The sequence below is a fragment of the Pseudomonas sp. BS3767 genome (assembly GCF_900099665.1).
GTDB lineage: Bacteria > Pseudomonadota > Gammaproteobacteria > Pseudomonadales > Pseudomonadaceae > Aquipseudomonas > Aquipseudomonas cerasi.
In genome coordinates, this window is record NZ_FNCX01000007.1 from 261,671 (window position 1) to 288,317 (window position 26,647).

24 protein-coding genes are annotated in these 26,647 nt (G+C 60.6%); 16 read left to right on the forward strand and 8 right to left on the reverse strand.

Going from position 1 to position 26,647, the window contains the following annotated elements:
* The first annotated feature begins 19 nt into the window (after positions 1-19).
* The 13 genes from iolE (at position 20) to BLR16_RS20395 (ending at position 15,774) form a co-directional block, all read left to right on the forward strand.
* Positions 20-925, forward strand: coding sequence for a myo-inosose-2 dehydratase (gene iolE, locus BLR16_RS20335; protein WP_003436374.1), 906 nt, complete (start codon positions 20-22; stop codon positions 923-925).
* Between the two features lie 13 nt (positions 926-938).
* Positions 939-1,748 carry a 5-deoxy-glucuronate isomerase gene (gene iolB / locus BLR16_RS20340; protein WP_054081624.1) on the forward strand — a complete coding sequence of 270 codons (810 nt, stop codon included), beginning with the start codon at positions 939-941 and terminating at the stop codon, positions 1,746-1,748.
* 28 nt (positions 1,749-1,776) lie between these two features.
* Positions 1,777-3,279 (forward strand): CoA-acylating methylmalonate-semialdehyde dehydrogenase, encoded by a 1,503-nt coding sequence (locus BLR16_RS20345; RefSeq protein WP_003370525.1) that lies wholly within the window; start codon positions 1,777-1,779, stop codon positions 3,277-3,279.
* Positions 3,280-3,333: 54 nt separating this feature from the next.
* The gene (gene iolD / locus BLR16_RS20350; protein WP_003436389.1) at positions 3,334-5,271 is read left to right on the forward strand and encodes a 3D-(3,5/4)-trihydroxycyclohexane-1,2-dione acylhydrolase (decyclizing); all 1,938 of its coding nucleotides are present in this window, start codon (positions 3,334-3,336) and stop codon (positions 5,269-5,271) included.
* A 66-nt stretch (positions 5,272-5,337) separates the two neighbouring features.
* Positions 5,338-6,348, forward strand: coding sequence for a bifunctional inositol 2-dehydrogenase/D-chiro-inositol 1-dehydrogenase (locus BLR16_RS20355; protein WP_003370531.1), 1,011 nt, complete (start codon positions 5,338-5,340; stop codon positions 6,346-6,348).
* Positions 6,349-6,373: 25 nt separating this feature from the next.
* Positions 6,374-7,393, forward strand: a complete 1,020-nt coding sequence (locus BLR16_RS20360) for a Gfo/Idh/MocA family protein (RefSeq protein WP_054081627.1) — start codon at positions 6,374-6,376, stop codon at positions 7,391-7,393.
* 252 nt (positions 7,394-7,645) lie between these two features.
* Positions 7,646-7,816: a hypothetical protein gene (locus tag BLR16_RS28650; protein WP_003370533.1), complete on the forward strand. Its 171-nt coding sequence runs from the start codon at positions 7,646-7,648 to the stop codon at positions 7,814-7,816.
* Between the two features lie 44 nt (positions 7,817-7,860).
* On the forward strand, positions 7,861-8,796 hold the full coding sequence (locus tag BLR16_RS20370; RefSeq protein WP_003370534.1) for a sugar ABC transporter substrate-binding protein: 936 nt from the start codon (positions 7,861-7,863) through the stop codon (positions 8,794-8,796).
* 69 nt (positions 8,797-8,865) lie between these two features.
* Positions 8,866-10,443, forward strand: coding sequence for a sugar ABC transporter ATP-binding protein (locus BLR16_RS20375; RefSeq protein WP_003370535.1), 1,578 nt, complete (start codon positions 8,866-8,868; stop codon positions 10,441-10,443).
* Positions 10,444-10,489: 46 nt separating this feature from the next.
* Positions 10,490-11,515 (forward strand): ABC transporter permease, encoded by a 1,026-nt coding sequence (locus tag BLR16_RS20380; RefSeq protein ID WP_003370536.1) that lies wholly within the window; start codon positions 10,490-10,492, stop codon positions 11,513-11,515.
* A gap of 302 nt (positions 11,516-11,817) precedes the next feature.
* A complete protein-coding gene (locus BLR16_RS20385; RefSeq protein ID WP_002554078.1) occupies positions 11,818-12,222 on the forward strand; it encodes a TraR/DksA family transcriptional regulator in 405 nt (134 codons plus the stop codon).
* A 192-nt stretch (positions 12,223-12,414) separates the two neighbouring features.
* Positions 12,415-14,019 (forward strand): methyl-accepting chemotaxis protein, encoded by a 1,605-nt coding sequence (locus BLR16_RS20390; RefSeq protein ID WP_032609937.1) that lies wholly within the window; start codon positions 12,415-12,417, stop codon positions 14,017-14,019.
* A 270-nt stretch (positions 14,020-14,289) separates the two neighbouring features.
* Entirely contained in the window at positions 14,290-15,774 is a 1,485-nt protein-coding gene (locus tag BLR16_RS20395; protein ID WP_074808802.1) for a phospholipase effector Tle1 domain-containing protein, read from the forward strand.
* A 19-nt stretch (positions 15,775-15,793) separates the two neighbouring features.
* On the opposite strand, the gene BLR16_RS20400 is transcribed toward BLR16_RS20395, so the two are convergent.
* A complete protein-coding gene (locus BLR16_RS20400; protein ID WP_003315766.1) occupies positions 15,794-16,033 on the reverse strand; it encodes a DUF2789 domain-containing protein in 240 nt (79 codons plus the stop codon).
* Between the two features lie 442 nt (positions 16,034-16,475).
* Between BLR16_RS20400 and BLR16_RS20405 the strand changes: the two genes are divergently transcribed.
* Positions 16,476-16,943, forward strand: a complete 468-nt coding sequence (locus BLR16_RS20405) for a hypothetical protein (protein WP_003370542.1) — start codon at positions 16,476-16,478, stop codon at positions 16,941-16,943.
* Between the two features lie 18 nt (positions 16,944-16,961).
* Here the strand turns inward: BLR16_RS20405 and BLR16_RS20410 are convergent, their stop codons facing one another.
* The 7 genes from BLR16_RS20410 to BLR16_RS20440 all read right to left on the reverse strand — a co-directional run bounded on the left by BLR16_RS20410 (position 16,962) and on the right by BLR16_RS20440 (position 24,174).
* Positions 16,962-17,342 carry a Na+/H+ antiporter subunit G gene (locus BLR16_RS20410; RefSeq protein WP_003370543.1) on the reverse strand — a complete coding sequence of 127 codons (381 nt, stop codon included), beginning with the start codon at positions 17,340-17,342 and terminating at the stop codon, positions 16,962-16,964.
* Positions 17,339-17,617 (reverse strand): K+/H+ antiporter subunit F, encoded by a 279-nt coding sequence (locus BLR16_RS20415; protein ID WP_002554071.1) that lies wholly within the window; start codon positions 17,615-17,617, stop codon positions 17,339-17,341. Before BLR16_RS20415 ends, BLR16_RS20410 begins: the two co-directional genes overlap by 4 nt.
* Positions 17,614-18,102 carry a Na+/H+ antiporter subunit E gene (locus tag BLR16_RS20420; protein ID WP_003370544.1) on the reverse strand — a complete coding sequence of 163 codons (489 nt, stop codon included), beginning with the start codon at positions 18,100-18,102 and terminating at the stop codon, positions 17,614-17,616. The genes BLR16_RS20415 and BLR16_RS20420 overlap by 4 nt, the downstream gene beginning before the upstream one ends.
* Complete coding sequence (locus BLR16_RS20425; protein ID WP_074808804.1) at positions 18,099-19,784, reverse strand: monovalent cation/H+ antiporter subunit D; 1,686 nt, start codon at positions 19,782-19,784, stop codon at positions 18,099-18,101. The genes BLR16_RS20420 and BLR16_RS20425 overlap by 4 nt, the downstream gene beginning before the upstream one ends.
* Positions 19,781-20,125, reverse strand: coding sequence for a Na+/H+ antiporter subunit C (locus BLR16_RS20430; RefSeq protein ID WP_002554068.1), 345 nt, complete (start codon positions 20,123-20,125; stop codon positions 19,781-19,783). Before BLR16_RS20430 ends, BLR16_RS20425 begins: the two co-directional genes overlap by 4 nt.
* On the reverse strand, positions 20,125-23,043 hold the full coding sequence (locus tag BLR16_RS20435) for a monovalent cation/H+ antiporter subunit A (protein WP_044308565.1): 2,919 nt from the start codon (positions 23,041-23,043) through the stop codon (positions 20,125-20,127). The genes BLR16_RS20430 and BLR16_RS20435 overlap by 1 nt, the downstream gene beginning before the upstream one ends.
* 195 nt (positions 23,044-23,238) lie before the next feature.
* Complete coding sequence (locus tag BLR16_RS20440) at positions 23,239-24,174, reverse strand: DMT family transporter (RefSeq protein ID WP_044308566.1); 936 nt, start codon at positions 24,172-24,174, stop codon at positions 23,239-23,241.
* Positions 24,175-24,285: 111 nt separating this feature from the next.
* Here BLR16_RS20440 and BLR16_RS20445 point away from each other — a divergent pair, with 111 nt between their 5' ends.
* Both BLR16_RS20445 and BLR16_RS20450 read left to right on the forward strand, forming a co-directional pair.
* Positions 24,286-24,855 carry a helix-turn-helix domain-containing protein gene (locus BLR16_RS20445; RefSeq protein ID WP_002554065.1) on the forward strand — a complete coding sequence of 190 codons (570 nt, stop codon included), beginning with the start codon at positions 24,286-24,288 and terminating at the stop codon, positions 24,853-24,855.
* 42 nt (positions 24,856-24,897) lie between these two features.
* Positions 24,898-26,301, forward strand: coding sequence for an FAD/NAD(P)-binding protein (locus BLR16_RS20450; RefSeq protein WP_074808806.1), 1,404 nt, complete (start codon positions 24,898-24,900; stop codon positions 26,299-26,301).
* The last annotated feature ends 346 nt before the right edge of the window (positions 26,302-26,647 follow it).

The following is a 26,647-nucleotide window of genomic DNA, read 5'->3' on the forward strand; positions in this document are numbered from 1 at the left end:
CAACAAAAAAGGTGCAGCCATGCCCGTTTCGACTTCCACACCCAGAATCCGCATCGGCATCAATCCGATCTCCTGGAGCAACGATGATTTACCGGCCCTCGGCGGAGAAACCCCGCTGAGCACGGCGCTGAGCGAAGGCAAAGCCATTGGCTACGAGGGCTTCGAGCTCAACGGCAAGTTTCCGAAAGATGCCAAGGGCGTCGGCGATGTGTTGCGGCCCCATGGCCTGGCGCTGGTGTCCGGCTGGTATTCCAGCCGCCTGGCGCGGCGTTCGGTGGCCGAGGAAATCGAAGCCATCGCTGCGCATGTGCACCTGCTCGCCGAAAATGGCGCTTCGGTGCTGGTGTACGGCGAGGTGGCCGACTCGATTCAGGGGCAACGTATCCCGCTGGTCGAACGTCCACGTTTTCACACCGATGCCGCCTGGCATGAATACGCCGAAAAACTGACCGAGCTGGCACGTTTCACCCTGTCCCGAGGCGTGCGCCTGGCGTATCACCACCACATGGGCGCTTACGTCGAGTCGCCGCAGGATATCGACCGGCTGATGGCGCTGACCGGCGAGGAGGTCGGGCTGCTGTTCGATTCCGGGCATTGCTACATGGGCGGTGGCGAACCTCTTCAAGTGTTGAGCAAGCACATCCAGCGTATTTGCCATGTGCATTTCAAGGACGTGCGCAAGCCGGTGGTGCAACTGGCACGCAACAACCTGTGGAGCTTTCCGGACTGCATCATCAACGGCACTTTCACGGTGCCGGGGGACGGCGATATTGACTTCTCGGCGCTGCTCAAGGTCTTGCGGCAGGCCGGTTACAACGGCTGGCTGGTGGTCGAGGCCGAACAGGACCCCGCCGTAGCGCCCAGCTATGTGTACGCCAAAAAGGGCTATGACACGTTGCGCCAACTGCTGGCCGATGCACGATAAGGAGGACTGCAACATGAATCTGCTGACCAAGAGCAAATCCACTGGCCGCGACGTCGTAGCGCTGGCCCCCGGTTCGCTGGAATACGTGAACTTCGCCGCCTACCGCTTGGAGTCCGGAGAAAATCTGCCGCTGAGCGCAGGAGAAAACGAGCTGTGCGTGGTCCTGCTGACCGGGCACGCCAGCGTCAGTGGCGAAGCGCCGGGGCAGGGCGCTTTCAGCTGGGAAAACATCGGCGACCGGCAATCGGTGTTCGAAGAAAAATCGCCGTTCGCAGTCTACCTGCCGCCGCATAGCCAGGCGCAGTTTGTCGCACGCGGCGCGGTGCAGCTTGCCGTATGTACGGCGCCGGGCGATGCCGGCAAACATTTTCCGGCACGCTTGATCATGCCGGGCAGCATGAAGCGCAGCGTACGCGGCAAGGGCGCCAATACCCGTTATGTGTGCGACATATTGCCGGACAGCGAAGCGGCGCATTCGCTGCTGGTGGTCGAGGTGCGTACACCTTCCGGGCATTCCTCCAGTTACCCGCCGCACAAGCACGACCGGGACAACCTGCCGCACGAGAGCTTTCTCGAAGAAACCTATTACCACCAGGTCAACCCGCCGCAGGGCTTCGTTTTTCAGCGGGTTTATACCGACGACCGCAGCATCGATCAGGCCATGGCCGTGGAAAACAATGACCTGGTGACCGTGCCCAAGGGCTACCACCCGGTCTCCGTCCCCTACGGCTACGAATCCTGGTACCTGAACGTAATGGCCGGCCCGACGCGCGCCTGGCAGTTCCACAACGATCCGCAGCACAGCTGGCTGCTGGATCTCTGATTTCCCATTTGTGTTCTGGAGGCATGAGATGAACGAGTCACCGGTGATCGGCCACTACATCAACGGACACCTGAACAATGGCGAGGGTGAGCGTTACAGCGATGTCTTCAACCCGGCAATCGGCACGGTCCAGGCGCGTGTTGCGCTGGCCAGCGTGAAGACTGTGGATGAAGCGGTTGCGGCTGCCAAGGCGGCGTTTCCGGCCTGGGCCGAGCAGTCCTCGCTGCGCCGGGCGCGGGTGATGTTCAAGTTCAAGGAACTGCTGGACCAGCACCATGACGAACTGGCGCAGATCATTTGCCGCGAGCACGGCAAAGTGTTGTCCGACGCGCGCGGAGAGGTGGTGCGCGGTATCGAGATCGTCGAATTTGCCTGCGGTGCCCCCAGTCTTCTGAAGAGCGATTTCAGCGACAACATCGGCGGTGGTATCGATAATTGGAACCTGCGTCAGCCACTGGGCGTCTGCGCCGGGGTTACGCCGTTCAACTTTCCGGTCATGGTGCCCTTGTGGATGATTCCCATGGCGCTGGTGACCGGTAACTGCTTCATCCTCAAACCTTCCGAGCGCGATCCATCGGCCAGCCTGCTGATGGCGCGCCTGCTCAAGGAAGCCGGTCTGCCCGATGGCGTCTTCAATGTGGTGCAGGGTGACAAGGTGGCGGTCGATGCGTTGCTGCAACACCCTGACATCGAGGCCATTTCCTTCGTCGGCTCGACCCCGATCGCCGAGTACATCCATCAGCAAGGCACTGCCCATGGCAAGCGCGTGCAAGCACTGGGCGGCGCCAAGAACCATATGATCGTGATGCCCGATGCTGATCTGGATCAGGCCGCCGACGCCCTGATCGGGGCGGCTTATGGCTCGGCCGGAGAGCGCTGCATGGCGATCTCGATTGCCGTGGTGGTCGGCGATGTCGGCCAGCGTCTTATCGACAAGCTGCTGCCGCGCATCGACCAGCTCAAGGTCGGCAACGGCATGCAGGCCGATTCGGACATGGGGCCGCTGGTCACCGCCGTGCACAAGGCCAAGGTCGAGGGTTTCATCGATCAGGGCGTCAAAGAGGGCGCCAGGCTGCTCGTCGATGGGCGCAACTTCAAGGTGCCGGGTGCCGAGCAGGGCTTTTTCGTCGGCGCGACGCTGTTCGACCACGTCACGCCGCAGATGCAGATCTACAAGGAAGAAATCTTCGGCCCGGTGCTGGGCATCGTCCACGTCGCGGATTTTGCCAGCGCCGTGGCGCTGATCAACGCCCACGAGTTCGGCAATGGTGTGTCGTGCTTCACCAGCGATGGCGGCGTGGCCCGCGCGTTCGCTCGCAGCATCAAGGTCGGCATGGTCGGCATTAACGTGCCGATCCCGGTACCCATGGCCTGGCATTCGTTTGGCGGCTGGAAGCGGTCGCTGTTTGGCGATCACCATGCCTATGGCGAAGAAGGCCTGCGTTTTTACAGCCGCTACAAAAGCGTCATGCAACGCTGGCCGGACAGCATCGCCAAAGGCCCCGAGTTCAGTATGCCGACTGCCAAATAATTCGCGGCAACGCATCGCAACACTTTCCACCTCAAACAACAATAAGGTGTGAGCATGAGTACAACCCGACTGACCATGGCCCAGGCTCTGGTGAAGTTTCTCGATAACCAGTACGTCGAAGTCGACGGCGTGCAAAGCAAATTCGTCGCGGGTGTCTTCACCATTTTCGGGCATGGCAACGTGTTGGGTCTCGGTCAGGCGCTGGAGCAGGACAGCGGCGACCTGGTGGTCCATCAGGGCCGTAACGAGCAGGGCATGTGCCACGCCGCCATCGGTTTTGCCAAGCAGCACCTGCGGCGCAAGATCTACGCGTGCAGCTCTTCGGTCGGGCCAGGCGCGGCGAACATGGTCACTGCTGCGGCAACGGCTTCGGCCAATCGCATCCCGCTGCTGCTGTTGCCGGGTGATGTCTACGCCAGCCGCCAGCCCGATCCGGTGCTGCAGCAGATCGAGCAGTTTCACGACCTGAGCATCAGCACCAACGATGCGTTCAAGGCGGTGAGCAAATACTGGGATCGCATCAACCGTCCCGAGCAGTTGATGAGCGCTGCGCTCAATGCCATGCGCGTATTGACCGATCCGGCCGATACGGGCGCAGTCACGCTGGCGCTGCCTCAGGATGTGCAGGCCGAGGCCTACGATTATCCGGACAGTTTCCTGCAAAAACGTGTGCACCGTATCGACCGTCGCCCACCGAGCCAGGCCATGCTCGATGATGCGTTGCACCTGCTGGCAGGCAAGCGCAAGCCGTTGCTGATCTGCGGCGGCGGGGTGCGTTACTCCGGCGCGGCGGATGCCTTGCAAACCTTTGCCGAGCGCTTCGATATCCCGTTCGCCGAAACCCAGGCCGGCAAGAGTGCCATCGTTTCGGCACACCCATTGAACATGGGCGGCATCGGCGAAACCGGTACGCTGGCGGCCAATCGGCTGGCAAAAGAGGCGGACCTGATTATTGGTGTCGGTACCCGCTATAGCGACTTCACCACTGCGTCGAAATGGCTGTTCCAGAACCCGGATGTGCAGTTTCTCAACCTCAATGTCGGTGCTTTCGATGTGCAGAAGCTGGACGGCGTGCAGTTGCTGGCCGATGCACAGGTGGCTTTGCAGGCGCTGACCGAAAGCCTTCAAGCCAGCGGCTATCGTGCGGCCTGGGGCGATGCGCCAAAGATCGCGCGTGCCGAGCTGGAGGCCGAGGTGGATCGCCTGTACGCGGTCGAGTATCAGAGCGAGGATTTTGTCCCGGAAATCAACGATCACCTGGACCCGGCCGTGTTGCGCGAATTCATCGAGCTGACCGGCTCGTGCCTGACCCAGAGCGGCGTGCTGGGCATCCTCAATCAGAGCGTGCCTGACGACGCGGTGATCGTCGCGGCGGCAGGCAGCCTGCCGGGTGACCTGCAGCGCGCCTGGCGCAGCACCGGGGTCGACACCTATCACGTCGAATACGGCTATTCCTGCATGGGCTATGAGGTTAACGCCGCACTGGGCGTGAAACTCGCAGCGCCGCACCGCGAAGTCTTTGCACTGGTCGGCGACGGCTCTTACATGATGCTCCATTCGGAGCTGGCGACCTCTATCCAGGAGCGGCGCAAGATCAACGTGGTGTTGCTCGACAACATGACCTTCGGCTGCATCAACAACCTGCAAATGGGCAACGGCATGAACAGCTTCGGTACCGAGTTCCGTTTCCGTAACCCGCAAACCGGCAAGCTGGATGGCGACTTTGTGCCGGTGGATTTCGCCATGAGCGCTGCCGCGTACGGCTGCAAGACCTACAAGGTCAGCACCGCCGAACAGCTGCGCGATGCACTGGCCGATGCGCAACAGCAGACAGTCTCGACCCTGATCGACATCAAGGTCCTGCCCAAGACCATGATCCACAACTACCTGTCCTGGTGGCGTGTCGGGGTTGCCGAAGTGTCGACCACCGGCACCACAGCGCAGGTGTACGAAAAACTCAGTCGCGAGCTGGCCAAGGCGCGTCAGTACTGATCGTTTTCTCGTTCGGACTCCATGACTCCCTTCCCGGGAATACCTAATAAAAAAAGGAACATGAACATGGCATTGAAACTCGGCGTGATCGGCACAGGCGCAATCGGTCAGGATCATATCCGGCGTTGCAGCAAGACGCTGGTCGGCAGTCAGGTGGTGGCCGTCACCGACATCAATCTCGAGCAGGCAGCGAAGGTCGTGCGCGAGCTGGACATCGGTGCCGAAGTGTATGCCGACGGGCACGCACTGATCGCCGCGGCGGACGTCGAGGCGGTTCTGGTCTGCTCCTGGGGGCCCAGTCACGAAGAGTTCGTGCTGGCTGCCATCGCTGCGGGCAAACCGGTGTTCTGCGAAAAGCCGCTGGCAGTCACTGCCGAGGGCTGCCGGCACATTGTCGAAGCCGAGATCGCCAGTGGCAGGCGTCTGGTGCAGGTGGGGTTCATGCGCCCTTATGATCAGGGCTATCGCGCCCTTAAATCGGTGATCGACAGCGGCCGGATAGGTGAGCCGCTGATGCTGCATTGTGCGCACCGCAACCCGCGTGTGGGCGAGAACTACAAGACCGACATGGCTATCACCGACACGCTGATTCACGAACTCAATGTACTGCGCTGGCTGCTCAACGATGACTACGTGTCGGTGCAGGTAGTCTTCCCGCGCAAGACCAGCAAGGCTCTGGCACACATGAAAGACCCGCAGATCGTGATGTTGGAAACGGCACGCGGTACACGCATCGACGTTGAGGTCTTCGTCAACTGTCAGTACGGTTACGACATCCAGTGTGAAGTGGTGGGCGAGAGCGGCATCGCCAGGTTGCCCGAGCCGTCACAGGTACAACTGCGCAGTGAAGCCAAGCTGTCGAACGAAATCCTTATGGACTGGAAGGACCGCTTCATCGCTGCCTATGACGTTGAACTGCAGGATTTCATCGACGGGGTGAAGGCGGGGACGATCTTCGGGCCTTCCGCCTGGGATGGTTATGCAGCCGCCGTGGCCGCCGATGCCTGTATTCTGGCGCAGAACAGCGGGGCGATCGTCCCTGTCACACTGGAAATGCGTCCGGCTTTCTACGGCTGACGCCCGACACATACAGGAGACATGCATGCGAGCAGGATTGGTAGGCTACGGAAAGGGAGGGCGTTACTTTCATGCGACGCTGATTTCAAGTTTGCCGGGTGCCACGTTTGTGGGCGTCGTCACACGCTCCGAAGAGCGCAAGCAGGAAGTGGCCAAAGACCTTCCCGGCGTGGCGACCTTCGATACGCTGGCCGATCTGGTCGCTGCCGGGGTTGATGTGGTGGTGATTTCCACACCGCTGGCCTCGCGACGAGCGTTGATCCTCGAAGCGATAGAGCTGGGCGTCGGGGTCGTCAGCGACAAACCCTTCGCCAGTGATGCAGCCCAGGCGCGCGAGCTGGTGGACGCGGCCGAGCGTCGTGGCGTGCTGCTCAGCGTTTATCAGAACCGCCGCTGGGATTCGGACTTCCTCACTGTGCGCAAGTTGCTCGACAGCGAGGCACTGGGCGCGGTCAGCCGGTTCGAGTCCAGCATCGAGCGTTATTCGCCACGGTCTGTCGGCAAGGCCAGCGGCGGTGGCGTGCTGCGTGACCTGGGCAGTCATCTGGTGGATCAGGCGCTGGTGCTGTTCGGCCCGGTCGAACGGGTGTATGCGGAACTGCAATTCGCTGCGCCGCACGACGAACTGGATCACACGTTCTTCGTTTCCCTGCGCCATGCCGGCGGCGTGACCTCACACCTGTCCGGCAGCTGCCTGCAAAACACTGCCAAGCCGCGTTTCAGGGTCAGTGGAGCGAAGGGTTGTTACAGCGTCGACGGGCTGGATGGCCAGGAAGAGGCCGCCTTTGCCGGGCTTACGCCAAGGTCCGAGGGCGAGCGCTGGGGTGTCGAGGAGCATCGGCGCTGGGGCTGGTTCGAGCAGGGCGAGCATCGCGAGCGTGTGCCGTCGGAGCGTGGTTGCTGGCTGGAGTTCTACCGCCAGTTGCAAAGCGCGGTTGACGAGCAGGGTATTAATCCAGTCAATCCGCATGACGCGATAGCCTCGGCGCAAATCATGGATGCCGCGCGCCTGAGTGCCAGAGAAGGGCGCGTTGTGGTGCTGTAGCCATTGCGCGCTGCAGCGCATCCAGTGGCCCGTTATCGAAGAGAGCCTGACGCTTGCCATGCGTCGGGCTTTGTCGTCTCTGTAACCGAATAAAATGAAATGGAATAAAATTCTAAAATCAGTTGAATTGGAAAATATTTTCCAATAGAGTCGTTTTCAGGTTGCCGACTATCGAATCCCTCGCGTTTTGAAGGTTTTTCAAAGCACGAGAAGCAAGCCCGACAAAAACAAAACAAAAGATAGGTACTGTCGATGAAAACCCCTACCTCTGGCGTCACCGCCAAGCGTTCTGCCACCTCGTCATTCTGGATCCGGACCCTGGAGCGATTTCTCACCGTCGTCGCCCTGAGCCTGTGCGTGCGCCACAAGGATGCGCAACTGTTCTGCATTCCCGGTGCCACCGGGATCCGCCTGTCACGCTGATTCGCTGCATCCGAACAACAACAATAATTTGGAGACAGATCCTCATGAAGACCAAGATTGCTTTGACCTCATTGGCGATGGCGCTGATGGTGGGCAGCGGTGCAGCTTTGGCCGATATCAAGATTGGTGTGGCCATGTCGCAGTTCGATGACACCTGGCTGACCTACCTGCGTGACGACATGAATGCCAAGGCCAAAGTCATGTCCACGACCGAGAAAGTGGACCTGCAGTTCGTCGATGCCCGCGCGGATGTCAACAAGCAGCTCGATCAGGTCAAGGACCTGATCAACAAGAAAGTCGACGCCCTGATCGTCAATCCGGTCGACACCGCCGCTACTGCGCGGATCACCAAGGAAGCGGTCGCCGCCGGTATCCCGCTGGTCTACGTCAACCGCCGCCCCGACGATCCGAAACTGCCTGCGGGCGTCGCCACAGTGACGTCGGATGACATGGAGGCCGGCCGACTTCAGGCGCAATACATCGCCGACAAAATGAAGGGCAAGGGCAGCGTCATGATTCTTCTGGGTGACCTGGCCAACAACTCCACGCAAAACCGCACCAAGGGCGTCAAAGAGGTGTTGGCCAAGTACCCGGACATCAAGATAGACCAGGAGCAGACCGGCACCTGGCTGCGCCAGAAGGGCATGGACCTGACCAACGACTGGCTTACCCAGGGCCGAAAATTCAACGCGGTGCTGGCCAACAACGATGAAATGGCCATTGGCGCGGCGATGGCGCTGAAGCAGGCAGGCGTGGATAAAGGCAGCGTTTTCGTTGCCGGTGTCGACGGTACACCGGACGGGCTCAACGCCGTGACCAAGGGCGATCTGGCCGTATCGGTCTATCAGGACGCGAAAGGACAGGCCGACGGGGCGATCGATGCTGCGGTGAAACTGGCCAGGAAGGAGAAGGTCGAGCCCCAGGCGATCATCATTCCTTATCGCCTGATCACCCCTGAAAACGTCGCCACCTTCAAATAACAACGATCGCCAGGCCTGGGAGGGCATGCCAATGTGCTCCCGCAGCCTGCCGCTTGAGGAGTTGTGATCATGTTCGGTTCTGCTACTGCCAATCCGCCCGCGCAACGCGATCTGCCGTCCGGCGACGGGGGCGGAGGGGCGCCTGATGCCCAGGCCCCGTATCTGCTGGAAATCAGCCATGTCAGCAAGGGCTTCCCCGGCGTCATTGCGCTCAATGATGTGCAATTGCGCGTTCGCCCTGGCAGCGTGCTGGCGCTGATGGGCGAGAACGGAGCCGGAAAATCGACCCTGATGAAAATCATTGCGGGCATCTATCAGCCGGACTCGGGCGAAATCCGCCTGCGTGGCAAGCCGGTCCGCTTCGATACGCCTCTGTCAGCGTTGCAGGCGGGTATCGCCATGATCCATCAGGAACTGAACCTGATGCCGTTCATGAGCATTGCCGAGAACATCTGGATCGGTCGCGAACAGCTCAACGGCCTGCACATGGTCGATCACCGCGAGATGCACCGCTGCACTGCCGAACTGCTGGAGCGTCTGCGCATCAAGCTCGATCCCGAGGAGCTGGTCGGCACGCTGAGCATTGCCGAGCGGCAGATGGTGGAGATCGCCAAGGCCGTGTCATACGACTCGGACGTGCTGATCATGGACGAACCGACCTCGGCGATCACCGAAACCGAAGTCGCTCACCTGTTCTCGATCATCAGCGACCTGCGTGCCCAGGGCAAAGGCATCATTTATATCACCCACAAGATGAACGAAGTTTTCGAAATTGCCGACGAAGTGGCGGTGTTCCGCGACGGCGCCTATATCGGCCTGCAGCGCGCCGAAAGCATGGACGGTGACAGCCTGATCACCATGATGGTGGGCCGTGAACTGACCCAGCTGTTCCCCGAGCGGGAAAAACCGGCAGGCGACGTACTGCTGTCCGTCAATCAACTGAGCCTGAACGGCATTTTCAAGGACGTGAGCTTCGACCTGCGTGCCGGGGAGGTGCTTGGCATTGCCGGGCTGATGGGGTCCGGGCGCACCAATGTCGCCGAGACCCTGTTCGGCATAACCCCCAGCGACAGCGGCGAGGTGCGCTTCGATGGCAAGACGGTGCACATCGGCGATCCGCATCAGGCGATTGAACTGGGTTTTGCGCTGCTCACGGAGGACCGCAAATTGACCGGCCTGTTTCCATGCCTGTCAGTGATGGAAAACATGGAGATGGCTGTGCTGGCCAACTATGCCGGTAACGGTTTCGTGCAACAGAAGGCCTTGCGCGCACTGTGCGAAGACATGTGCAAAAAGCTTCGGGTCAAGACGCCGTCGCTGGAGCAGTGCATCGACACATTATCCGGTGGTAACCAGCAGAAGGCACTGCTCGCGCGCTGGCTGATGACCAACCCCAGGGTGCTGATTCTGGATGAACCCACACGCGGTATCGACGTGGGGGCCAAGGTGGAAATCTACCGCCTGATCTCCCTGCTGGCCAGTGAAGGCATGGCGGTCATCATGATTTCTTCGGAGCTGCCGGAAGTGCTTGGCATGAGTGACCGGGTCATGGTCATGCACGAAGGCGAAATGATGGGCATCCTCGATCGTGGCGAAGCGACCCAGGAAAAAGTCATGCATCTGGCCTCCGGCCACAAGGTTCATTGAGTTCGCACTACAGGGCTCGGTAGAAGAAGAACAAGAGGAAACGAACATGAGCGACGCGATTCTGCAAAATAAACCGGCCATGACGCCGACCCGAAGCAAACGGCGGCTGCCCACCGAACTGAGCATCTTTCTGGTGCTGATCGGCATCGGCCTGATCTTTGAACTGTTCGGCTGGATCGTCCGCGATCAGAGCTTCCTGCTCAATTCCCAGCGTCTGGTACTGATGATCCTGCAGGTGTCGATCATCGGCTTGCTGGCCATTGGCGTGACTCAGGTGATCATCACTACAGGCATCGATCTCTCGTCGGGCTCGGTACTTGCACTTTCAGCGATGATTGCCGCGAGCCTGGCACAAACCTCCGACTTCTCCCGGGCGGTGTTCCCGTCGCTGACCGACCTGCCGGTGTGGATTCCGGTCGTTGTCGGTCTCGGGGTCGGGCTGCTGGCGGGCGCCATCAATGGCAGCATCATTGCCATAACCGGCATTCCGCCGTTCATTGCCACGCTGGGCATGATGGTCTCTGCGCGCGGTCTGGCACGCTTCTATACCGAAGGTCAGCCGGTGAGCATGCTCTCCGACTCGTACACGGCCATCGGCCAGGGCGCGATGCCGGTGATCATCTTTCTGGTGGTGGCGGTCATCTTTCATATTGCCCTGCGTTACACCAAGTACGGCAAATACACCTACGCCATTGGCGGCAACATGCAGGCGGCACGTACTTCGGGCATCAACGTCAAGCGCCATCTGGTGATTGTCTACAGCATCGCCGGGCTGCTGGCCGGGCTGGCGGGTGTGGTTGCCTCGGCGCGGGCGGCAACCGGGCAGGCCGGGATGGGCATGTCCTACGAGCTGGACGCGATTGCCGCTGCGGTCATCGGTGGCACCAGCCTTTCCGGAGGGGTCGGGCGGATCACCGGTACGGTGATCGGTGCGCTGATCCTCGGCGTGATGGCCAGCGGTTTCACCTTTGTCGGTGTGGACGCCTATGTTCAGGACATTATCAAAGGCTTGATCATTGTCGTGGCCGTGGTAATCGATCAATATCGCAACAAGCGCAAGACCAAGCGCTGATTCAATCACCTGCAGCAAAGGGCCTTTCAAGGCCCTTTTGTGCGTTGGAGTTTGCAGGAACCGATTCGCTGTCAGTGGGTCAGAGCCTCATCAAGCAACCTGCTGGTCAGGTCTTTCGCCCGCATTTCAAGGGTTTTACGGTATTCGCTGTACAAAAATCCTTCAATTGTGTTGCCGAGCCCGCTAGCCGGCCTTAGACTGCCGCCCCTCGTAAATTGAGTGCCAGGTGGCGCTTGGAGATTATTGGTTTGAACGGCAACGTCAGGCCGCTCCTCAATGCACGTTTTTTTATAGAGAAATAAATGACAAAGGAAAAGTTGCTGGCCATGCCGGCCGATGACTACATGAACGCCGAGCAGCACGCTTTCTTCGTCGAGCTGTTGCAGGGCATGAAGGTCGAGATCCATGAGCGTATCGAGCAGAGCCGCATTGCGATCGAGAGCCTGGACACGCCTGCCGACCCGGCTGACGCCGCTTCAGTCGAAGAAGAGCGTCACTGGCTGGTCAACGTGATCGATCGCGACCAGCGCATGCTGCCACAGTTGGAAATGGCCCTTTCGCGAATTGCCGACGACACCTTCGGCTGGTGCGACGACAGCGGCGAGCCAATCGGCCTCAAGCGCCTGTTGATCAGCCCGACCACCAAGTATTGCATCGAAGCGCAAGAGCGCCACGAGCAGATCGACAAGCACCAGCGCCAGGCCTGATACGCAGGCAACAGCGACTGAGTGACCAGACCGGGAGGCAAGCAATTGCCTCCCGGTTTTGTTGTGCCCGGGATTTGTCGAAAACGCGTTGATCGCTATCGCTCGGTCGCTACGACCAACAGCGCATGGCACAAGGCCGTTATCTGGCGTTTAATAGTGTCATAACGACAATGACAGACGGGGTGACGCAGCATGGCCGAGAACCTATCCATGGCCGCCGGATTACCGCTGGCCGATACGCCCGACGCTGCATCGAGGTGGTGGGTGCCAGCGGTGCAGAGCGTGGTCCTGTGCCTGCTGTTCGCCGCCATGAGCGTTGCAGGTCTGTCGCTGTATGTCGTCGTTCCCTTGGCGCTGCTGGTGGTCTGGTTGCCGCGCCTGGTGCGCAGCAGGCAAGTGCTGCCAGGCAGCGCGGTGGGCGACAGCGATATCGCCTTGCTGACTCGCGACCTGTCGCGCACCACCAGTCATAACGCGCTGTCCGCGGCCCAAGTGGCCTTTTCCGTTGGTCGGCTGGCTGGCAAGGTGCAATCGCAACTGGGGGCTGCCGAACAGATCGTCAGCAGTGCCGAGCAGATGATCGCCACCGAGCAACAGACGGCCCAGTTGAGCCAGCAGGCATTGGTTGCTGCCAGCGAGGCGCGGCAGCGCAGCGAATCGGGTAGCAGCGTGCTGAATGAGTCCATCGAGCGCATGCACCACCTGAGCAAGCGTGCCGTCGGCAGCCGTGAGCTGATCGAGGCACTCAGCCAGCGCAGCGAAGAGATCCAGCGTGTGACGCTGGTCATTCAATCGATTGCCAGTCAGACCAACCTGCTGGCGCTCAACGCCGCCATCGAAGCGGCGCGGGCTGGCGAGCACGGACGCGGTTTTGCGGTGGTTGCCGACGAAGTCCGTGGTCTGGCCGGCCGCACTGCCAGTGCCACGGGCGAGGTTGGGCAGATGGTGGCGGATATCCAGCAGCGCACCGCACAAGTCGTGGAGCAAATTCGCGAGCTGTCGGCCGATCTGGACGTGGGTGTCGAGCAGGTCGAGCTGACCGGCGAGCACCTGGGCAATATCGCCCGGCTTGCGGTCGAGCTGGAAAGCCAGGTCGGCGAAATCGCGCAGGGCGCGAGGAGCAATCAGGATCAATTGGCGAGCCTGTTCGACGCTGTCGAGCATATGCGCAGTGATCTTGCCGTCAGCGATGAGCAGACCCGGCAACTGGCCAAGGCCGCAGTGCAGATGGAGGGGCAGGCCGAGACCATCAGCCAGCGCCTGGCGCAGGTCGGTCTGGATGAATACCACCAGCGCATTTACGACCTGGCTCGTGAAGGCGCGCGCATGATCAGCGAAAAGTTCGAGGCCGATATCGAACAGGGGCGAGTCAGCCTTGATGACCTGTTCGATCGCAATTACAAACCCGTTGCCAATACTTCGCCCACCCGCTTTACAACGCGTTTCGACCGTTACACCGATCAGGTATTGCCCGCACTGCAGGAACCGCTGCTGTCGCGCCATGAAGGTCTGGTATTTGCCATCGCCTGTACGCAACAGGGCTATGTGCCGACGCACAACAACGCCTTCAGCCAGCCTTTGACGGGTGATGCGACGGTGGATAACGCGCGTAATCGAAGCAAGCGCAAGTTCGATGACCGTACCGGCATTCGCTGTGGCAGCCACCAACAGCCGGTTCTGCTGCAAACCTACACGCGAGACACCGGCGAACTGATGCACGACCTGTCCGTGCCGATCATGGTCAACGGACGACACTGGGGTGGTCTGCGCCTGGGGTACAGGCCGCAAGGCCGTTGATACGCGTAACCGATCATTCGGGTTGGCAACGGGGCTGGCCTGTTAGTTGGTTTTCATTGAAAGAGTGCACCAGAAAGTTATCAGTGCGTGTGTGTAGGGTTTTATTTATAAGTAATAAAGTCATGACTATAGAAGTCGTAGGAAAGGTCTGAAAAGGCGCAACATGGCTTGACTGCTCACTGTCTTTAAGCAAGCTGTTTAAATCAACGTTATTTACGTTTTGATTTAAGTGCGGCCTTTTCCTGGCTTGCCTCTAGGGACGGAAAAGTTATGAGCGATAAATGGAGTTTCCAACAGTCAGCAGCCCTTTCAGATGTGGTGACACGCCGCGTCACGGCGCGGGTAGGCATTTTCTTCGATGGGACGGGAAATAACCGGGTCAACAGTCAGATCGGTGCCGACTGCCAGGCATTGATGGAGATCAATGCGGGGCAGCACATTAAAGCGTGTGCGGGTCGTCATGTTCAGCCTGGCAGTAGTTACAGTAATGATCCGAGCAATATAGCCAGACTGGTCGATATCTACCGCCTGCAACCTGTTGCCGAAAATGACGGTGAAGGCCTGAAGGTGTATTACCCGATCTATATAAGTGGCGCCGGCACTACTTCCGGTGGCCGTGATTCGGTATGGCCGGGGCAGAGTTTTGGCCGCGGGGCCACCGGCGTGATATCCAAGGTGGAAAACGCATTCAAAAAGCTGGAATCGGTATTGAAGGCGTTCCCCCGCGACAACCCCGACTGTGTGCTGGACGCGCTGGAACTGGACGTGTTCGGCTTCAGTCGAGGTGCAGCGTCGGCCAGGCATCTGGTCAATGAAATCCTCAAGCAGCGTTCGGGCATGCTCGAGCCGATACTCGAAAGCCGCAAGGTCAGGTTGAGCGACAGTTTCAGCTGGAGCAACGGCAGCGTACGGCTCAAGGTTATCGGTCTGTTCGACACCGTGGCGGCCATAGGCAGCTTCAAGGACATGGGCAATACCCGCGATGCGAGCAACAGGAGGGTCAATCTGTACCTGCCTCCGGGGTGTGCGCAGCAGGTGTTGCATCTGGTGGCTCGCGATGAGTCACGGCGCAACTTTGCGTTGAACAGCGTCCTGCCCGTGTGGCCCAGAGAAATCGTTCTGCCTGGTGCACATTCCGATATCGGTGGGGGGTATCCTCCACAGATGGAAGAAAGCGTACTGCTCACGCGCCCCCGTAGCAGCGTGGTCAGCCGTGACAGCTCCTGCGAGGCGGCACCGAGCTGGAAGGAGGCACAGGCTGAGTTAAAGCGGATGAACCGCGATCACTGGATCGACCCGCTCGACAGCCAGGCCTGGCTGAGGGTTCAGGCATGCGAGAGCAAGTGTTATTCGTGCAGGAAAAGCTTGAATGGCATGAGTACGGTCGCTGCCGCAGTGGGCATGAGCCGCCAGGTATTTGGCCATCTGTCGAGGGTATCGTTGCTGGTCATGCACACACTGGCGTGTGATGAGGGCGTGCCTTTCAATCCGGTGCCACTGACACCTGAATTCCAGCTGCCTCCCGAACTCGAGAACATCTCTACCCGGTTGATCGACTATGCGCGAGGCGGGCCTTACCTCCTGGACCGTCATGAAGAGGCATTACTGCGCTGGCGCTACATCCATCAGTCCGCGCATTGGAATGCAGTGGTCGGCAGAGTAGGTACGTTAGGCGACGCTGTTTTCGTCCACGCACCCCAGCCAGGCGGCCGGATATTGCATCCCAATATCGGCCAGCCCGGTTATCCGCAATAGGCCTCAACGCCCGAGTGGCTCACTCGGGCTTTTTGTGAAGACGCACGTTCAGCTCGTCGACCACCATCGCCCATTCGGCATCTTCGTGCAGCTGTTCCTTGAGAAAGTCAGACTGACGCGGCGTCCAGAACTCTGCGTCGATCAGTTTGACGTCGTCGGGCAAAGGATGGCTGGCGATAAACTTTTCGATGCTTTCATCATCGGAATCCAGCGCCAATTGGGCGAACAGGTCGTTGATGGTAGTTGTAGTCTGTTCCATGTCATCTCCTCGCCGGGGGATATCCCCGTATTCATCAGTTCTTATGGGAGTGGTGGGCACAGGCAAGAGTTCGATGCATTTGGCTGTGGAGAAAAGATGGCTTTTTCTGCGACGGCTATAAATGATATGTTTCTGCTATCGCAGGATGCACCCAACGCAGGCTGGAACCCGTCCAGCCTTTGCGCCGTGCCCGGGCTGACTGCAATTTTCAGGGCATCAGCGCTGCTGCGACACTGCTGTGTACAAAAGGTATATATCCCGTAGCTGCCATGAGCCGGTAGAATCCGCCACCCGCCTGCACAAGGTTTGCGGCGGCGCTGTCTGCGCTTCTGCGTGCAGCATGCCGGAAAATCTCCGGCCACATGAAGCGGTCTATGGACGAATCACTTTCTCGACTGCCCTGACATCAGGCAGCCTCATTTCATGTTTGAGGGTTTGTACTTTGGCTGTAAGTAATCTGGATACCCATGCCTTGTTCGTGCTCGGCGACCTCCGTGCACAGTTGGTCAAGCAGTTCCAATCCCGTTTTGTCTACATCACCGAACAATCAGCCGAAGGCATCTATATCGCTGAAATCGACACCGAAACCGCACTGGTAGTCGACGATAAACCTCGCCTTGAGCTCAAGGTGGGCGACCATTTCCGCGCTTCTGTTCTGCCCAGTCGCGAGGGCGGCAAGCTCGAATTGAAATTCCGTGAAATCAAGACCACCGTGTACGGGCTGGGCGAATATGCCTTCGTCGACGTCCCCGAAGGTCACGGTATCGTGTTCAAGGAAGGTCAGACCGTATTCATGGTCTTCGCTGCGCAAGAGCAACTGCAGATCGGCATGAGCAAGCTTCTCAAAGGCGCGGTCGGCAAGGCCGCCAAATGGCGCAAGGGCGAGCTGACCTTCAAGGCCAGCGAGTAACACTGGCCAGGCGTCGGTTCAGCCGCCTGTCGATTCTCCGTTGCCGGCACCGCTGCTGACTTCCGCGGGCACGTCGTCACCGGCCATGCGCTTGCGGAACAGCGCCGTGCGCGCCAGCAGCAGGGTGGTCACCGGTACCGTGATCGCCAGCAATACCGGGATCAGCCAGGCGTGGATCACCGGTTCCGACTTCAGCGCCGAGAAGTAGATGATCGACGCCAGCGCAACGCACCAGGCGCCCAGCGTCGATGCCAGGGCGGGCGGGTGCATGCGCTGGAAAAAGTCCTTGAGGCGCAGCAATCCCAGAGCACCGGTCAAGGCGAACAGGCTGCTGGCGATCAGCAGCCCGGCGGTCAGTATTTCCACCCAGAAGGGCACTGTATTCGGCAGTCCGGTCATTCGATCACTTCTCCGCGCAGCAGGAACTTGGCCAGAGCGAACGAGCCCACGAAGCCGAACAGGGCAATCAGCATGGCCGCTTCGAAATACGTGTCACTGGCGTAGCGAATGCCAAGCACCAGCATCATCAGCATGGCAATGATGTACAGATAATCCAGCGCCAGCACCCGGTCTTGCGCCGAAGGCCCCTTGAGCAAGCGCAGCAGGGTGATCACCATCGCCAGAGCGAAGATCAGCAGGCTGATCAGGATGGCGTTGTCGAGCAGTGCACTCATTGAAAGATCTCCATCAACGGTCGCTCATAGGTGGTTTTGAAGTGCTCGATGAATTGCGCTTCGTCCTCCAGATCGAAGACATGCATCAGCAGCACGCTGCGATCCAGTGCCAGCTCCGACCATACCGTTCCGGGTACTACCGTGGTGACCATCGCCAGCGCGGCCAGGCCGTGGGCGTCGTGCAGGTCCAGTGGAATGCGTACGAAGGCCGAGCGTGGCGGACGGCTTTCGAGCCGCCAGACGCTCAGGCCGACCTGCACATTGGAGATCACCACGTCGCGTCCCACCCGCCATAAGAACTTCAGGATCGTACCTGGTTTGCGAATACGTACCGGCAGCGGGCGCAGCGGGGCCATCAATACGGGGGCGAGAAACCCCAGCACCGCGCCCAGCAGCAAGTGACCGGGGCTGATCGACAGGTTCAATACCAGCCACAGCAGCCAGAGTGCCAACGAGAGGAGCGGGGCGGGAAACAGGCGCTTCATGGTTGCCCCTCCGGATCGACTTCCCGACTGGTGGGGCCGGGTATCGGGCGTGTGGCGAGCACTGACTGCACATACTGTTTGGGCTCATGCAGCGTTGCGGCGGTGTCCTGGGTATAGCGCAGCAAGGGCTCGGCCTTGAAGGTCAGCGCGATGCACAGACCCAGAAGGATGATGATCGGCAGGCATTCGTTGCGGCGCAGCATCGGCGAAGGGCGCTCGTGCGGCGTCCAGAAACGTTGCGTGCCGAGCCTCGAGAAAGCGATCAGCGACGCCAGCCCGGAAAAGATCAGCAGGCCGATCAGCATCCAGGCCTGGGTCGAAAGCGCTTCGTCCTGCGCGACGTCGAGCCCTAGCGGGTTCATCAGGGCGCTGAGCAATGTCAGCTTGCCGATGAACCCGGAGAGCGGCGGCATGCCGATGATCAGCAAGGCGCAGATAATAAAACTCAGGCCCAGAAAGGCCATGGTCATGGGAATGACCTGACCGACCACGACCTTCTGTTCGTCGTCCAGGTTGGTGCCGGGCGGCGGATGCAGAGACTCCAGGGTACGAGGCAATTGATCCACATCGTATTCCAGAGGGATCTCGTTGGCTGAACGGGAGCGTTCGATCAGCTCGCCCAGGAGGAACATGGCACTTAACGCCAGCGTCGAACTGACCATATAGAACAGCGCACCCGAGGTCAGGCTTGGCTGGGCGAAACCCACGGCAGACAGCAGAATGCCCGCTGACACCAGTATGCTCAGGCTGGCGAGGCGTTCCAGACGCTGGGCGGCGATGATGGCGATGGCTGCAGTGAAAATCGTCGCCATGCCGCCATAGATCAGCCAGTCGCCGCCGAAGAATGCCGATGCACCGGCCTGGCCGGAAAACAGCAGCGTCCACAGGCGCAGCAGGGTGTAGATCCCCACTTTGGTCATGATCGCAAACATCGCCGCCACCGGCGCGCTGGCTGCCGAGTAGGCAGGGACCAGCCAGAAGTTAAGCGGCCACATGCCGGCCTTGGCCAGGAACGCCGTGGCCAGAATCGCAGCACCCGCATGCAGCAGGCCCAGATCGGACTCCGCCACCTGCGGGATCTTGATGGCCAGATCGGCGAAGTTCAGCGTGCCGGTCACCCCGTAAATCAACGCAGCACCGATCAGAAACAGCGACGAAGCCAGCAGGTTGATCGAAATGTAATGCAGGCCCGTCGATACTCGTGCCCGGCCGGAGCCGTGCAGCATCAGGCCGTATGACGCTGCGAGCAGTACTTCGAAAAACACGAACAGGTTGAACAGATCAGCAGTCAGGAACGCACCGTACAGCCCCATGAGCTGGATCTGGAACAGCGCATGGAAACTGGCACCGGCCCTGTCCCAGCGAGCCAGCGCGAACAGCAGGGCGCAGACACCGACAATCCCGGTCAGCACCAGCATCATCGCTGACAGGTGGTCCACCACCAGTACGATGCCGAACGGCACGCCCCAGTTGCCCGGCAGATAGACACCGATCGAGCCGCTGCTGCCGCTGTGTTGTACCCAGAGGAACAGCACCACGGAAATACCCAGCCCGAAGATGCTGGAAAACAGATTGATACGACCCTTGAGCGGCCGGTGCTTTTCGCCCAGCCAGAGCATCAGCCCGGCGGTCAGCAGCGGCAGCAGGATGGGCGCGATGATCAGTTGGTTCATCCCGCTCATGCCTTGGGCTCCCGGCCATCTACATGGTCGGTGCCGGTCAGGCCTCTGGAGGCGAGCAAGACCACCAGAAACAGCGCCGTCATGGCGAAGCTGATGACAATCGCGGTGAGCACCAGCGCCTGTGGCAACGGGTCGGTGTAATTGAGCAGGTCCTGAGGAATACCGTCCTTGATGATCGGCTCTCTGCCGATGAACAGGCTGCCCATACTGAAGATGAACAGATTGACCCCGTACGACAGCAGGCACAGCCCCATGACCACCTGAAAGGTACGTGGCCTGAGGATCAGCCAGACGCCGGAGGCGGCCAGCACGCCGATGGCGATTGCAATGACTTCTTCCATCAGAGGATTCCTTGCGGGTTGGCGACAGGCTTGGGCAACTGCGTCGGCCGATGGCTACGCACCGACTGGTGCGCCAGTGCGGTGAGAATCAACAGCGTCGAGCCGACCACCACGGCGTACACGCCGACATCGAAGAACAGCGCGCTGGCAATGTGAATATCACCCAGGATCGGCAGATCGACATGGGCGGTGTGGGTGGTCATGAACGGATAACCCAGGAGCATCGAGCCCGCGCCGGTCAGCACTGCGCACAGCAGGCCTGTGCCCATCCAGCGTAACGGGCGCAGGCTCATTTGCGCCTCGACCCACTGGGTGCCTGCCACCATGTATTGCAGGATGAACGCCACCGACATCACCAGCCCGGCAACAAACCCGCCGCCAGGCTGATTGTGACCGCGGACGAAAAGGTACATCGAAATAATGAAGGCAATCGGCAGCAGCAATCGAACCAGTGCTGCCGGCACCATCATGAAACCGAGCGCGGTATCGCTGGCGCTGCGCGGGTTGACCAGATCCGTCACCACGTCACGGGCCAGCAGGCGCTGCTGGGCGGGCAGCAGAATGCTTTCCTTCGGTGGGCGGAAGCGTCGCAACAGGGCGAACACTGTCATGGCGACCGCCGCCAGCACGGTGATCTCGCCAAACGTATCGAAGCCGCGGAAATCCACCAGCATCACGTTGACCACATTGGTGCCGCCGCCCTGGGGAAGCGCACGACTCAGGTAGAAGGACGAGATGGCGTTGGGCGTCTGGCGGGTCAGCATGGCGTAGGAGAGTATCGCCATGCCCAACCCCACGAGCACCGCCAGGCCGAAGTCGCGTATGCGCCGGGTGCGGGCACGCAGGCGTGCGCTGAGCGGAGCGACATCTTCGTTGCGTCGCGGCAGCCAGCGCAGACCGAGCAGGATCAGCACCGTGGTCACCACCTCCACGACCAGTTGCGTCAGTGCCAGATCAGGCGCCGAGAACCAGACGAAGGTGATGCAGGTCATCAGACCGCACACGCTGACCATCACCAGTGCTGCCAGACGGTGATATTTACCCTGCCATGCCGCGCCTATGGCGCAGGCAATCGCGATGAGCCATAGCGTGACAAACACCCCGGAGCCCGGAATCTTCGGTCGGTCGCCCCAGGTCAGGCCGCTGAAATACATCGGAATGAAACCGCCCAGTACCGCCGCGAGCACCAGCAGAAACAGTTGTGGCTGCAGGCGGCGAGTGCTGACCTTGCGTTCGAAACGGCGCGCCCAGTGCATCATCACAACCTGACTGCGCTCAAAAAAGCGCTTGCCGTTGAGGCGTCCCACCAGTGGCGGGGCGGTGATGCGCTCGTGCTTGAGCGGCTTGCGCAGCAACAGATACAGAATGATACCGCCGGCCATCGCCACCAGGCTCATGACCATTGGCAGGTTCCAGCCGTGCCAGATCGCCAGGCTGTATTCGGGCAATGTTCCACCGACTACCGGACGCGCAGCGGCGGCGAGCAGGGGGGCGACCGATTGCGCCGGGAAAATCCCCACCACCAGACACGTCAGGACCAGCAGTTCGACCGGTGCACGCATCCAGCGCGGCGGTTCGTGCGGCAGGTGCGGCAGATCCTTGGCCGCCGGACCGAAAAACACATCGACCGTGAAGCGCAGCGAATAGGCAACGCTGAAGATCCCGGCAATGGTCGCGATCACCGGCAAGGCAATCTCGACCCAGGCTGTGGCGGAAATGAACACGGTTTCGGCAAAGAACATTTCCTTGGACAGGAAGCCGTTGAGCAGCGGTACGCCGGCCATCGACGCGCTGGCGACCATCGCCAGTGTCGCGGTGTAGGGCAGCAGCCTTACCAGGCCACTGAGACGCCGGATATCGCGTGTTCCGCTCTCGTGGTCGATGATACCGGCGGCCATGAACAGCGACGCCTTGAAGGTCGCGTGGTTGAGAATATGGAACACCGCAGCCACCGCAGCCAGCGGGCTGTTGAGGCCGAGCAGCAGGGTGATCAGGCCCAGATGGCTGATGGTCGAGTAGGCCAGCAGACCCTTGAGATCATTCTGGAAGATGGCGGCGTAGGCGCCGAGAATCAGTGTGCAGGCCCCCGCGCCACTGACGATCCAGAACCATTGCTCGGTGCCGGACAGCGCCGGCCACATACGCGCCAGGAGGAAGACCCCGGCCTTGACCATGGTCGCCGAGTGCAGATACGCCGACACCGGCGTGGGCGCGGCCATCGCGTGCGGCAGCCAGAAATGGAACGGGAACTGGGCGCTTTTGGTCAGCGCGCCGATCAGAATCAGGGTCAGTAACACCGGGTACAGGGCATGCGCACGAATCGCGTCGCCGGAGGCCAGGACACGGTCCAGGTCGTAACTGCCGGCCACATGGCCGAGGATCATCATGCCGGCCAGCAGCGCCAGACCGCCTGCGCCGGTGACCATCAGCGCCATGTACGCGCCGCGTCGGGCATCGGCCCGATGGTGCCAGTAGCCGATCAGCAGGAACGAGAACAGGCTGGTGAGCTCCCAGAAAAACACGATCTGAATCAGATTGCCGGACATCACCAGTCCGAGCATGGCGCCCATGAAAGCCAGGAAAAACGCGAAGAAACGCGGCACCGGATCGTCCGGCGACATGTAATAGCGGGCGTACAGCGAGACCAGCGCACCGATGCCCAGCACCAGCATCGAGAACAGCCAGGCGAAGCCGTCGATGCGCAGCACGAAGTTCATGCCCAGGCTTGGCAGCCAGAAATACTCTTCACGAATCACGCCGCCGTCGGCGATCTGCGGGAACCACAAGGCCATCTGCACAGCGCCGATGAGGGCGATCAGACCGGCCAGAAACGATTCCGCGTTACGCGCGTTGTGCGGCAAAAAGGCCGCCAGACAGCTGCCGATGAAAGGCAGAAGCAGTAGAACTATCAGGGACATAGGCTTCTAATCTGCAGGGGAATGTCAAGCATCATACGTGCCAGACACTCCGATACCAAAGAGACGGTTTCCGAAATTTCCTACAAAAAGTGTCTGCTTTTTTAATTCGGTAAATAATTGCTTCTGATGCGGTGATATGTCGTTGGAACAGTTTCGAAGAAACAAGGTGGTTGACGGCCTGCAATTAAGCACGGTTCATTCAGCTTCGCGCACGCCTCGCTGCTGTTGCTCTTCGTCGACTACGTTCTGTTCGGCGCGCGGAGAACGCCGCTTCATTTCGCTGACGATCACTCCGGCCACAATCAATGCCGCGCCCAGCAGGGCGATGCCCGGCAAACGTTCGCCGGCGAGTCTTCCGACAATTCCGGCCCAGACCGGTTCACCGGCATAAATCACGGTGGCGCGGGTAGGCGAAACACTTTTCTGTGCCCAGTTCATGGCAATCTGGATCGCCGCACTCATGGTCCCAAGTCCCACGGCACTGAGCACCAGCAACCAGGAAAAATCCGGCAAGTGTTCCTCGGTTGGAACGATCATCAGAAATGCCAGCGCTGAAGCGGTGGCCAGTTGCACCACCGTGACTCGACGCACATCGACCTCACCGGCGTAGGCGCTGATCATGATGATCTCGGCGGCAATGGCCACCGTGCTGATCAGCGTCACGATTTCGCCGGAACTGAGTTGCAGGGATGCGCCTTGCGGCCCCGCTACCAGCATCAGCCCGGTGAAAGCCAGGATGATGCCCAGTGTCGGCATCAATCCTGGTCGTCGACCGAGTACCAGCCATTGCAACAAAGGCACGCAGGGCACGTAGAGTGCCGTGATGAACGCGGACTGGCTGCTGGGGATAGTCTGCAGTCCGATCGTCTGCAAACCGTAACCGAGCATGATCGCGGTGCCGATGAAGACGCCCGCCTTGAGTTCGAGGAAGGTAAGACCGCGCAGCACCTTTATTGAAAACAGCGCTACGATAAGCGCTGCGGCGGCAAAGCGCAGGCCGACGAAGAACATCGGCCCGCTGACGGTCATCGCATGCTGGACCAGCAGAAAGGTGCCTCCCCAGAGCATGGTGATCAGAATCAGTACGGCTTCTGCCTTGCTGATGCGGGGTATGCGGCTGATAGACTTCATGTCAGCTCCTGGTTCCTGTTAATTGCCATGCGCGCGGTGAAAGGCGGAACAACCTGACAGTGTTCCTGGGCTGGGCAGTATAATGCGCAACGGTTTGATGTGAGCACCTGCATGCACAAAGAAAATTCCCAGCGCCCTCCGGTGCTGCAGCACGTCAGCCAGAACGTCCGGCGTCTGCGTAACAGTGCGGACCTCAGCCAGACGGCTCTGGCGGAAAAGTCCGGAGTCAGCCGACGCATGCTGGTCGCTATCGAGGCCGGCGAAAAAAACGTCAGCCTGGCGACACTGGACCGCGTGGCCGAAGCCTTGGAAGTGGCGTTCAGCGACCTGATCCAGGCACCTGAAAATCGTGATTACAGCCGCATTAACGAGCTGGCATGGGCCGGTACGATCGTCGGCAGCAAGGCGGTACTGCTGGCCAGGGCCGTTGCCCGGCGCGAGGTGGAGTTGTGGGAATTCTGCCTGCAGCCTGGGGACGCCTATGTCTCGGAGGCCGATCCCGATGGCTGGAGTGAACAGGTCTACGTCGTCGAAGGGCATCTGACGTTGCGCTTTGCCGACCCTGCGGCCGTGCAGCAGGTCGGGGCGGGCGAGTTCTTCATGTTTCCCAGCAACCAGCCGCACCGCTACTGCAATGACGCCGATGTGCCCCTGCGCTTCGTGCGTAATGTCGTGCTCTGACCTTTCCGATTCTTTATCGCAACTCGACCGAGGCGCTGTTCGATGACCGAAGATTCCCACCAGACGGCTGACATTCTGATCATCGGCGGCGGTCTGAGCGGCACCATGCTGGCGGCGCAACTGCTGCGCAGGCCGGGCCAGCGCCGAATCCTGATTATCGAAACCCGCAGCGAACTCGGCAGGGGCGAGGCCTACAGTGCGACGGAGCCGGGCCATACGCTCAATGGCAACGCTGCGCGGATGAGCGTCGATCCGGATAATCCGGATGACCTCACCCAGTGGCTGACTGACTATCTGGCCGCCGGGGGCTGGCCTGAAGCTTATGAGCAGAGGGTCCCGGTTGCCGAACTGTTTCCGCCACGCGGTGTGTTCGGGCTTTATGTTCAGCAGCGACTGCGTGAAGCCCGAAGCGCTGCTGAAGCCTTTGGCTCGACCGCCGTGCATGTGCCCGGCGAGGCAGTCGACCTGCAGGTCCATGAAGGCGGGGTCAGTGTCTCGCTGGCTGACGGCCGTAAGTTGCGCGGTAGCCGTGCCGTGCTGGCGACCGGCATGTACGCGGCTTCACGCACCCCGCGACGCGATTCGAACGAGCTGAACACGGCAGCGCTGGACCCTTGGGATGTGTCGGTGATGAAAAAGCTTGATCCGCAGTCAAAGGTGCTGATCATCGGTTCGGGGCTGACCATGGTCGATGCGCTGGTCTCGCTGGAAACGGCGGGGCACCGCGGGCCCATTCAGATTTTTTCCCGGCACGGCCTGCTGCCGCACGTTCGGCGTCAGCCGCCGGAATGGTCTGATTTTCTTGCTCAGGACCCGAGTATCCGCAGCACTCGGCAACTGGTGCGCAAAGTGCGTGAACAGTGCGAACTGGCCATCGAGAGCGGCATTGACTGGCAGGCCCCGCTGGACACCGTGCGGGCCAACGTCGGCAGGCTGTGGAATCAGGCCAGCGACCAGCAGCGCCGCCAGTTCGTCCGTCATGTAAGGCCTTGGTGGGAGAGTCACCACCATCGCTCCCCGCCGCCGAGCGCTGCGCTACTGGCGCGGCTGATCAGGCAAGGGCGGTTGAGTATTGATGCGGCCTCGCTGCAGGGCGTGGCCAGCCTGCCGTCAGGTCAGGTACAGATCAGCGTTCGTCGACGCGGGGAGAGTCAGCCGACGCAGATCACCGGCGATGCGTTGATCAACTCCACCGGTATCGAATACGACTGGCGGCGCGTGGACCGCTCGTTGCCCCGGCAGCTGCTGGCACGCGGGCTGATCCAGCCCGGTCCGCTGGCACTCGGCATCGCCGCCGACGCCACTGGCGCAGTGCTCGACGCACACGGTCAGTACTCGGCACGTCTGTTCGCCATGGGCCCGCCATTGCGCGGCATGTGGTGGGAAAGCACTGCGGTGACCGACGTGGCAATTCAGGCCAAGGCGCTGGCGATGCGCTTGTCGTAAAGCGCCGCCTGCTCAGAAGAGGACGCAGAGCGTCCGGAACGGCATGCCCACGCGTAGCATGGACACGATGGTGTTCTGCCGGACAGTGATCGTTCCTCACGCTCCAGCGTGGGAATGCCGTTCATGACGCTCCGCGTCAGCTCTTGGCGCCGCACCGCGTAGCATGGGCACGATGGTGTTCTGCCGGACAGTGATCGTTCCTCACGCTCCAGCGTGGGAATGCCGTTCGTGACGCTCCGCGTCAGCTCTTGGCGCCGCGCCGCGTAGCATGGACACGATGGTGTTCTGCCGGACAGTGATCGTTCCTCACGCTCCAGCGTGGGAATGCCGTTCATGACGCTCCGCG

Bases quoted from the DNA above. Each gene is read 5' to 3' on its own strand.
- BLR16_RS20380 (WP_003370536.1), top strand. From the start codon at position 10,490: ATGAGCGACGCGATTCTGCAAAATAAACCGGCCATGACGCCGACCCGA.
- BLR16_RS20415 (WP_002554071.1), bottom strand. From the start codon at position 17,617: ATGAGTGCACTGCTCGACAACGCCATCCTGATCAGCCTGCTGATCTTC.
- BLR16_RS20345 (WP_003370525.1), top strand. From the start codon at position 1,777: ATGAACGAGTCACCGGTGATCGGCCACTACATCAACGGACACCTGAAC.
- BLR16_RS20395 (WP_074808802.1), top strand. From the start codon at position 14,290: ATGAGCGATAAATGGAGTTTCCAACAGTCAGCAGCCCTTTCAGATGTG.
- BLR16_RS20375 (WP_003370535.1), top strand. From the start codon at position 8,866: ATGTTCGGTTCTGCTACTGCCAATCCGCCCGCGCAACGCGATCTGCCG.
- BLR16_RS20420 (WP_003370544.1), bottom strand. From the start codon at position 18,102: ATGAAGCGCCTGTTTCCCGCCCCGCTCCTCTCGTTGGCACTCTGGCTG.
- BLR16_RS20370 (WP_003370534.1), top strand. From the start codon at position 7,861: ATGAAGACCAAGATTGCTTTGACCTCATTGGCGATGGCGCTGATGGTG.
- BLR16_RS20430 (WP_002554068.1), bottom strand. From the start codon at position 20,125: ATGGAAGAAGTCATTGCAATCGCCATCGGCGTGCTGGCCGCCTCCGGC.
- BLR16_RS28650 (WP_003370533.1), top strand. From the start codon at position 7,646: ATGAAAACCCCTACCTCTGGCGTCACCGCCAAGCGTTCTGCCACCTCG.
- BLR16_RS20445 (WP_002554065.1), top strand. From the start codon at position 24,286: ATGCACAAAGAAAATTCCCAGCGCCCTCCGGTGCTGCAGCACGTCAGC.
- iolD (WP_003436389.1), top strand. From the start codon at position 3,334: ATGAGTACAACCCGACTGACCATGGCCCAGGCTCTGGTGAAGTTTCTC.
- BLR16_RS20450 (WP_074808806.1), top strand. From the start codon at position 24,898: ATGACCGAAGATTCCCACCAGACGGCTGACATTCTGATCATCGGCGGC.
- BLR16_RS20355 (WP_003370531.1), top strand. From the start codon at position 5,338: ATGGCATTGAAACTCGGCGTGATCGGCACAGGCGCAATCGGTCAGGAT.
- BLR16_RS20385 (WP_002554078.1), top strand. From the start codon at position 11,818: ATGACAAAGGAAAAGTTGCTGGCCATGCCGGCCGATGACTACATGAAC.
- BLR16_RS20360 (WP_054081627.1), top strand. From the start codon at position 6,374: ATGCGAGCAGGATTGGTAGGCTACGGAAAGGGAGGGCGTTACTTTCAT.
- BLR16_RS20390 (WP_032609937.1), top strand. From the start codon at position 12,415: ATGGCCGAGAACCTATCCATGGCCGCCGGATTACCGCTGGCCGATACG.
- BLR16_RS20410 (WP_003370543.1), bottom strand. From the start codon at position 17,342: ATGACCGGACTGCCGAATACAGTGCCCTTCTGGGTGGAAATACTGACC.
- iolB (WP_054081624.1), top strand. From the start codon at position 939: ATGAATCTGCTGACCAAGAGCAAATCCACTGGCCGCGACGTCGTAGCG.
- BLR16_RS20440 (WP_044308566.1), bottom strand. From the start codon at position 24,174: ATGAAGTCTATCAGCCGCATACCCCGCATCAGCAAGGCAGAAGCCGTA.
- iolE (WP_003436374.1), top strand. From the start codon at position 20: ATGCCCGTTTCGACTTCCACACCCAGAATCCGCATCGGCATCAATCCG.
- BLR16_RS20425 (WP_074808804.1), bottom strand. From the start codon at position 19,784: ATGAGCGGGATGAACCAACTGATCATCGCGCCCATCCTGCTGCCGCTG.
- BLR16_RS20435 (WP_044308565.1), bottom strand. From the start codon at position 23,043: ATGTCCCTGATAGTTCTACTGCTTCTGCCTTTCATCGGCAGCTGTCTG.
- BLR16_RS20400 (WP_003315766.1), bottom strand. From the start codon at position 16,033: ATGGAACAGACTACAACTACCATCAACGACCTGTTCGCCCAATTGGCG.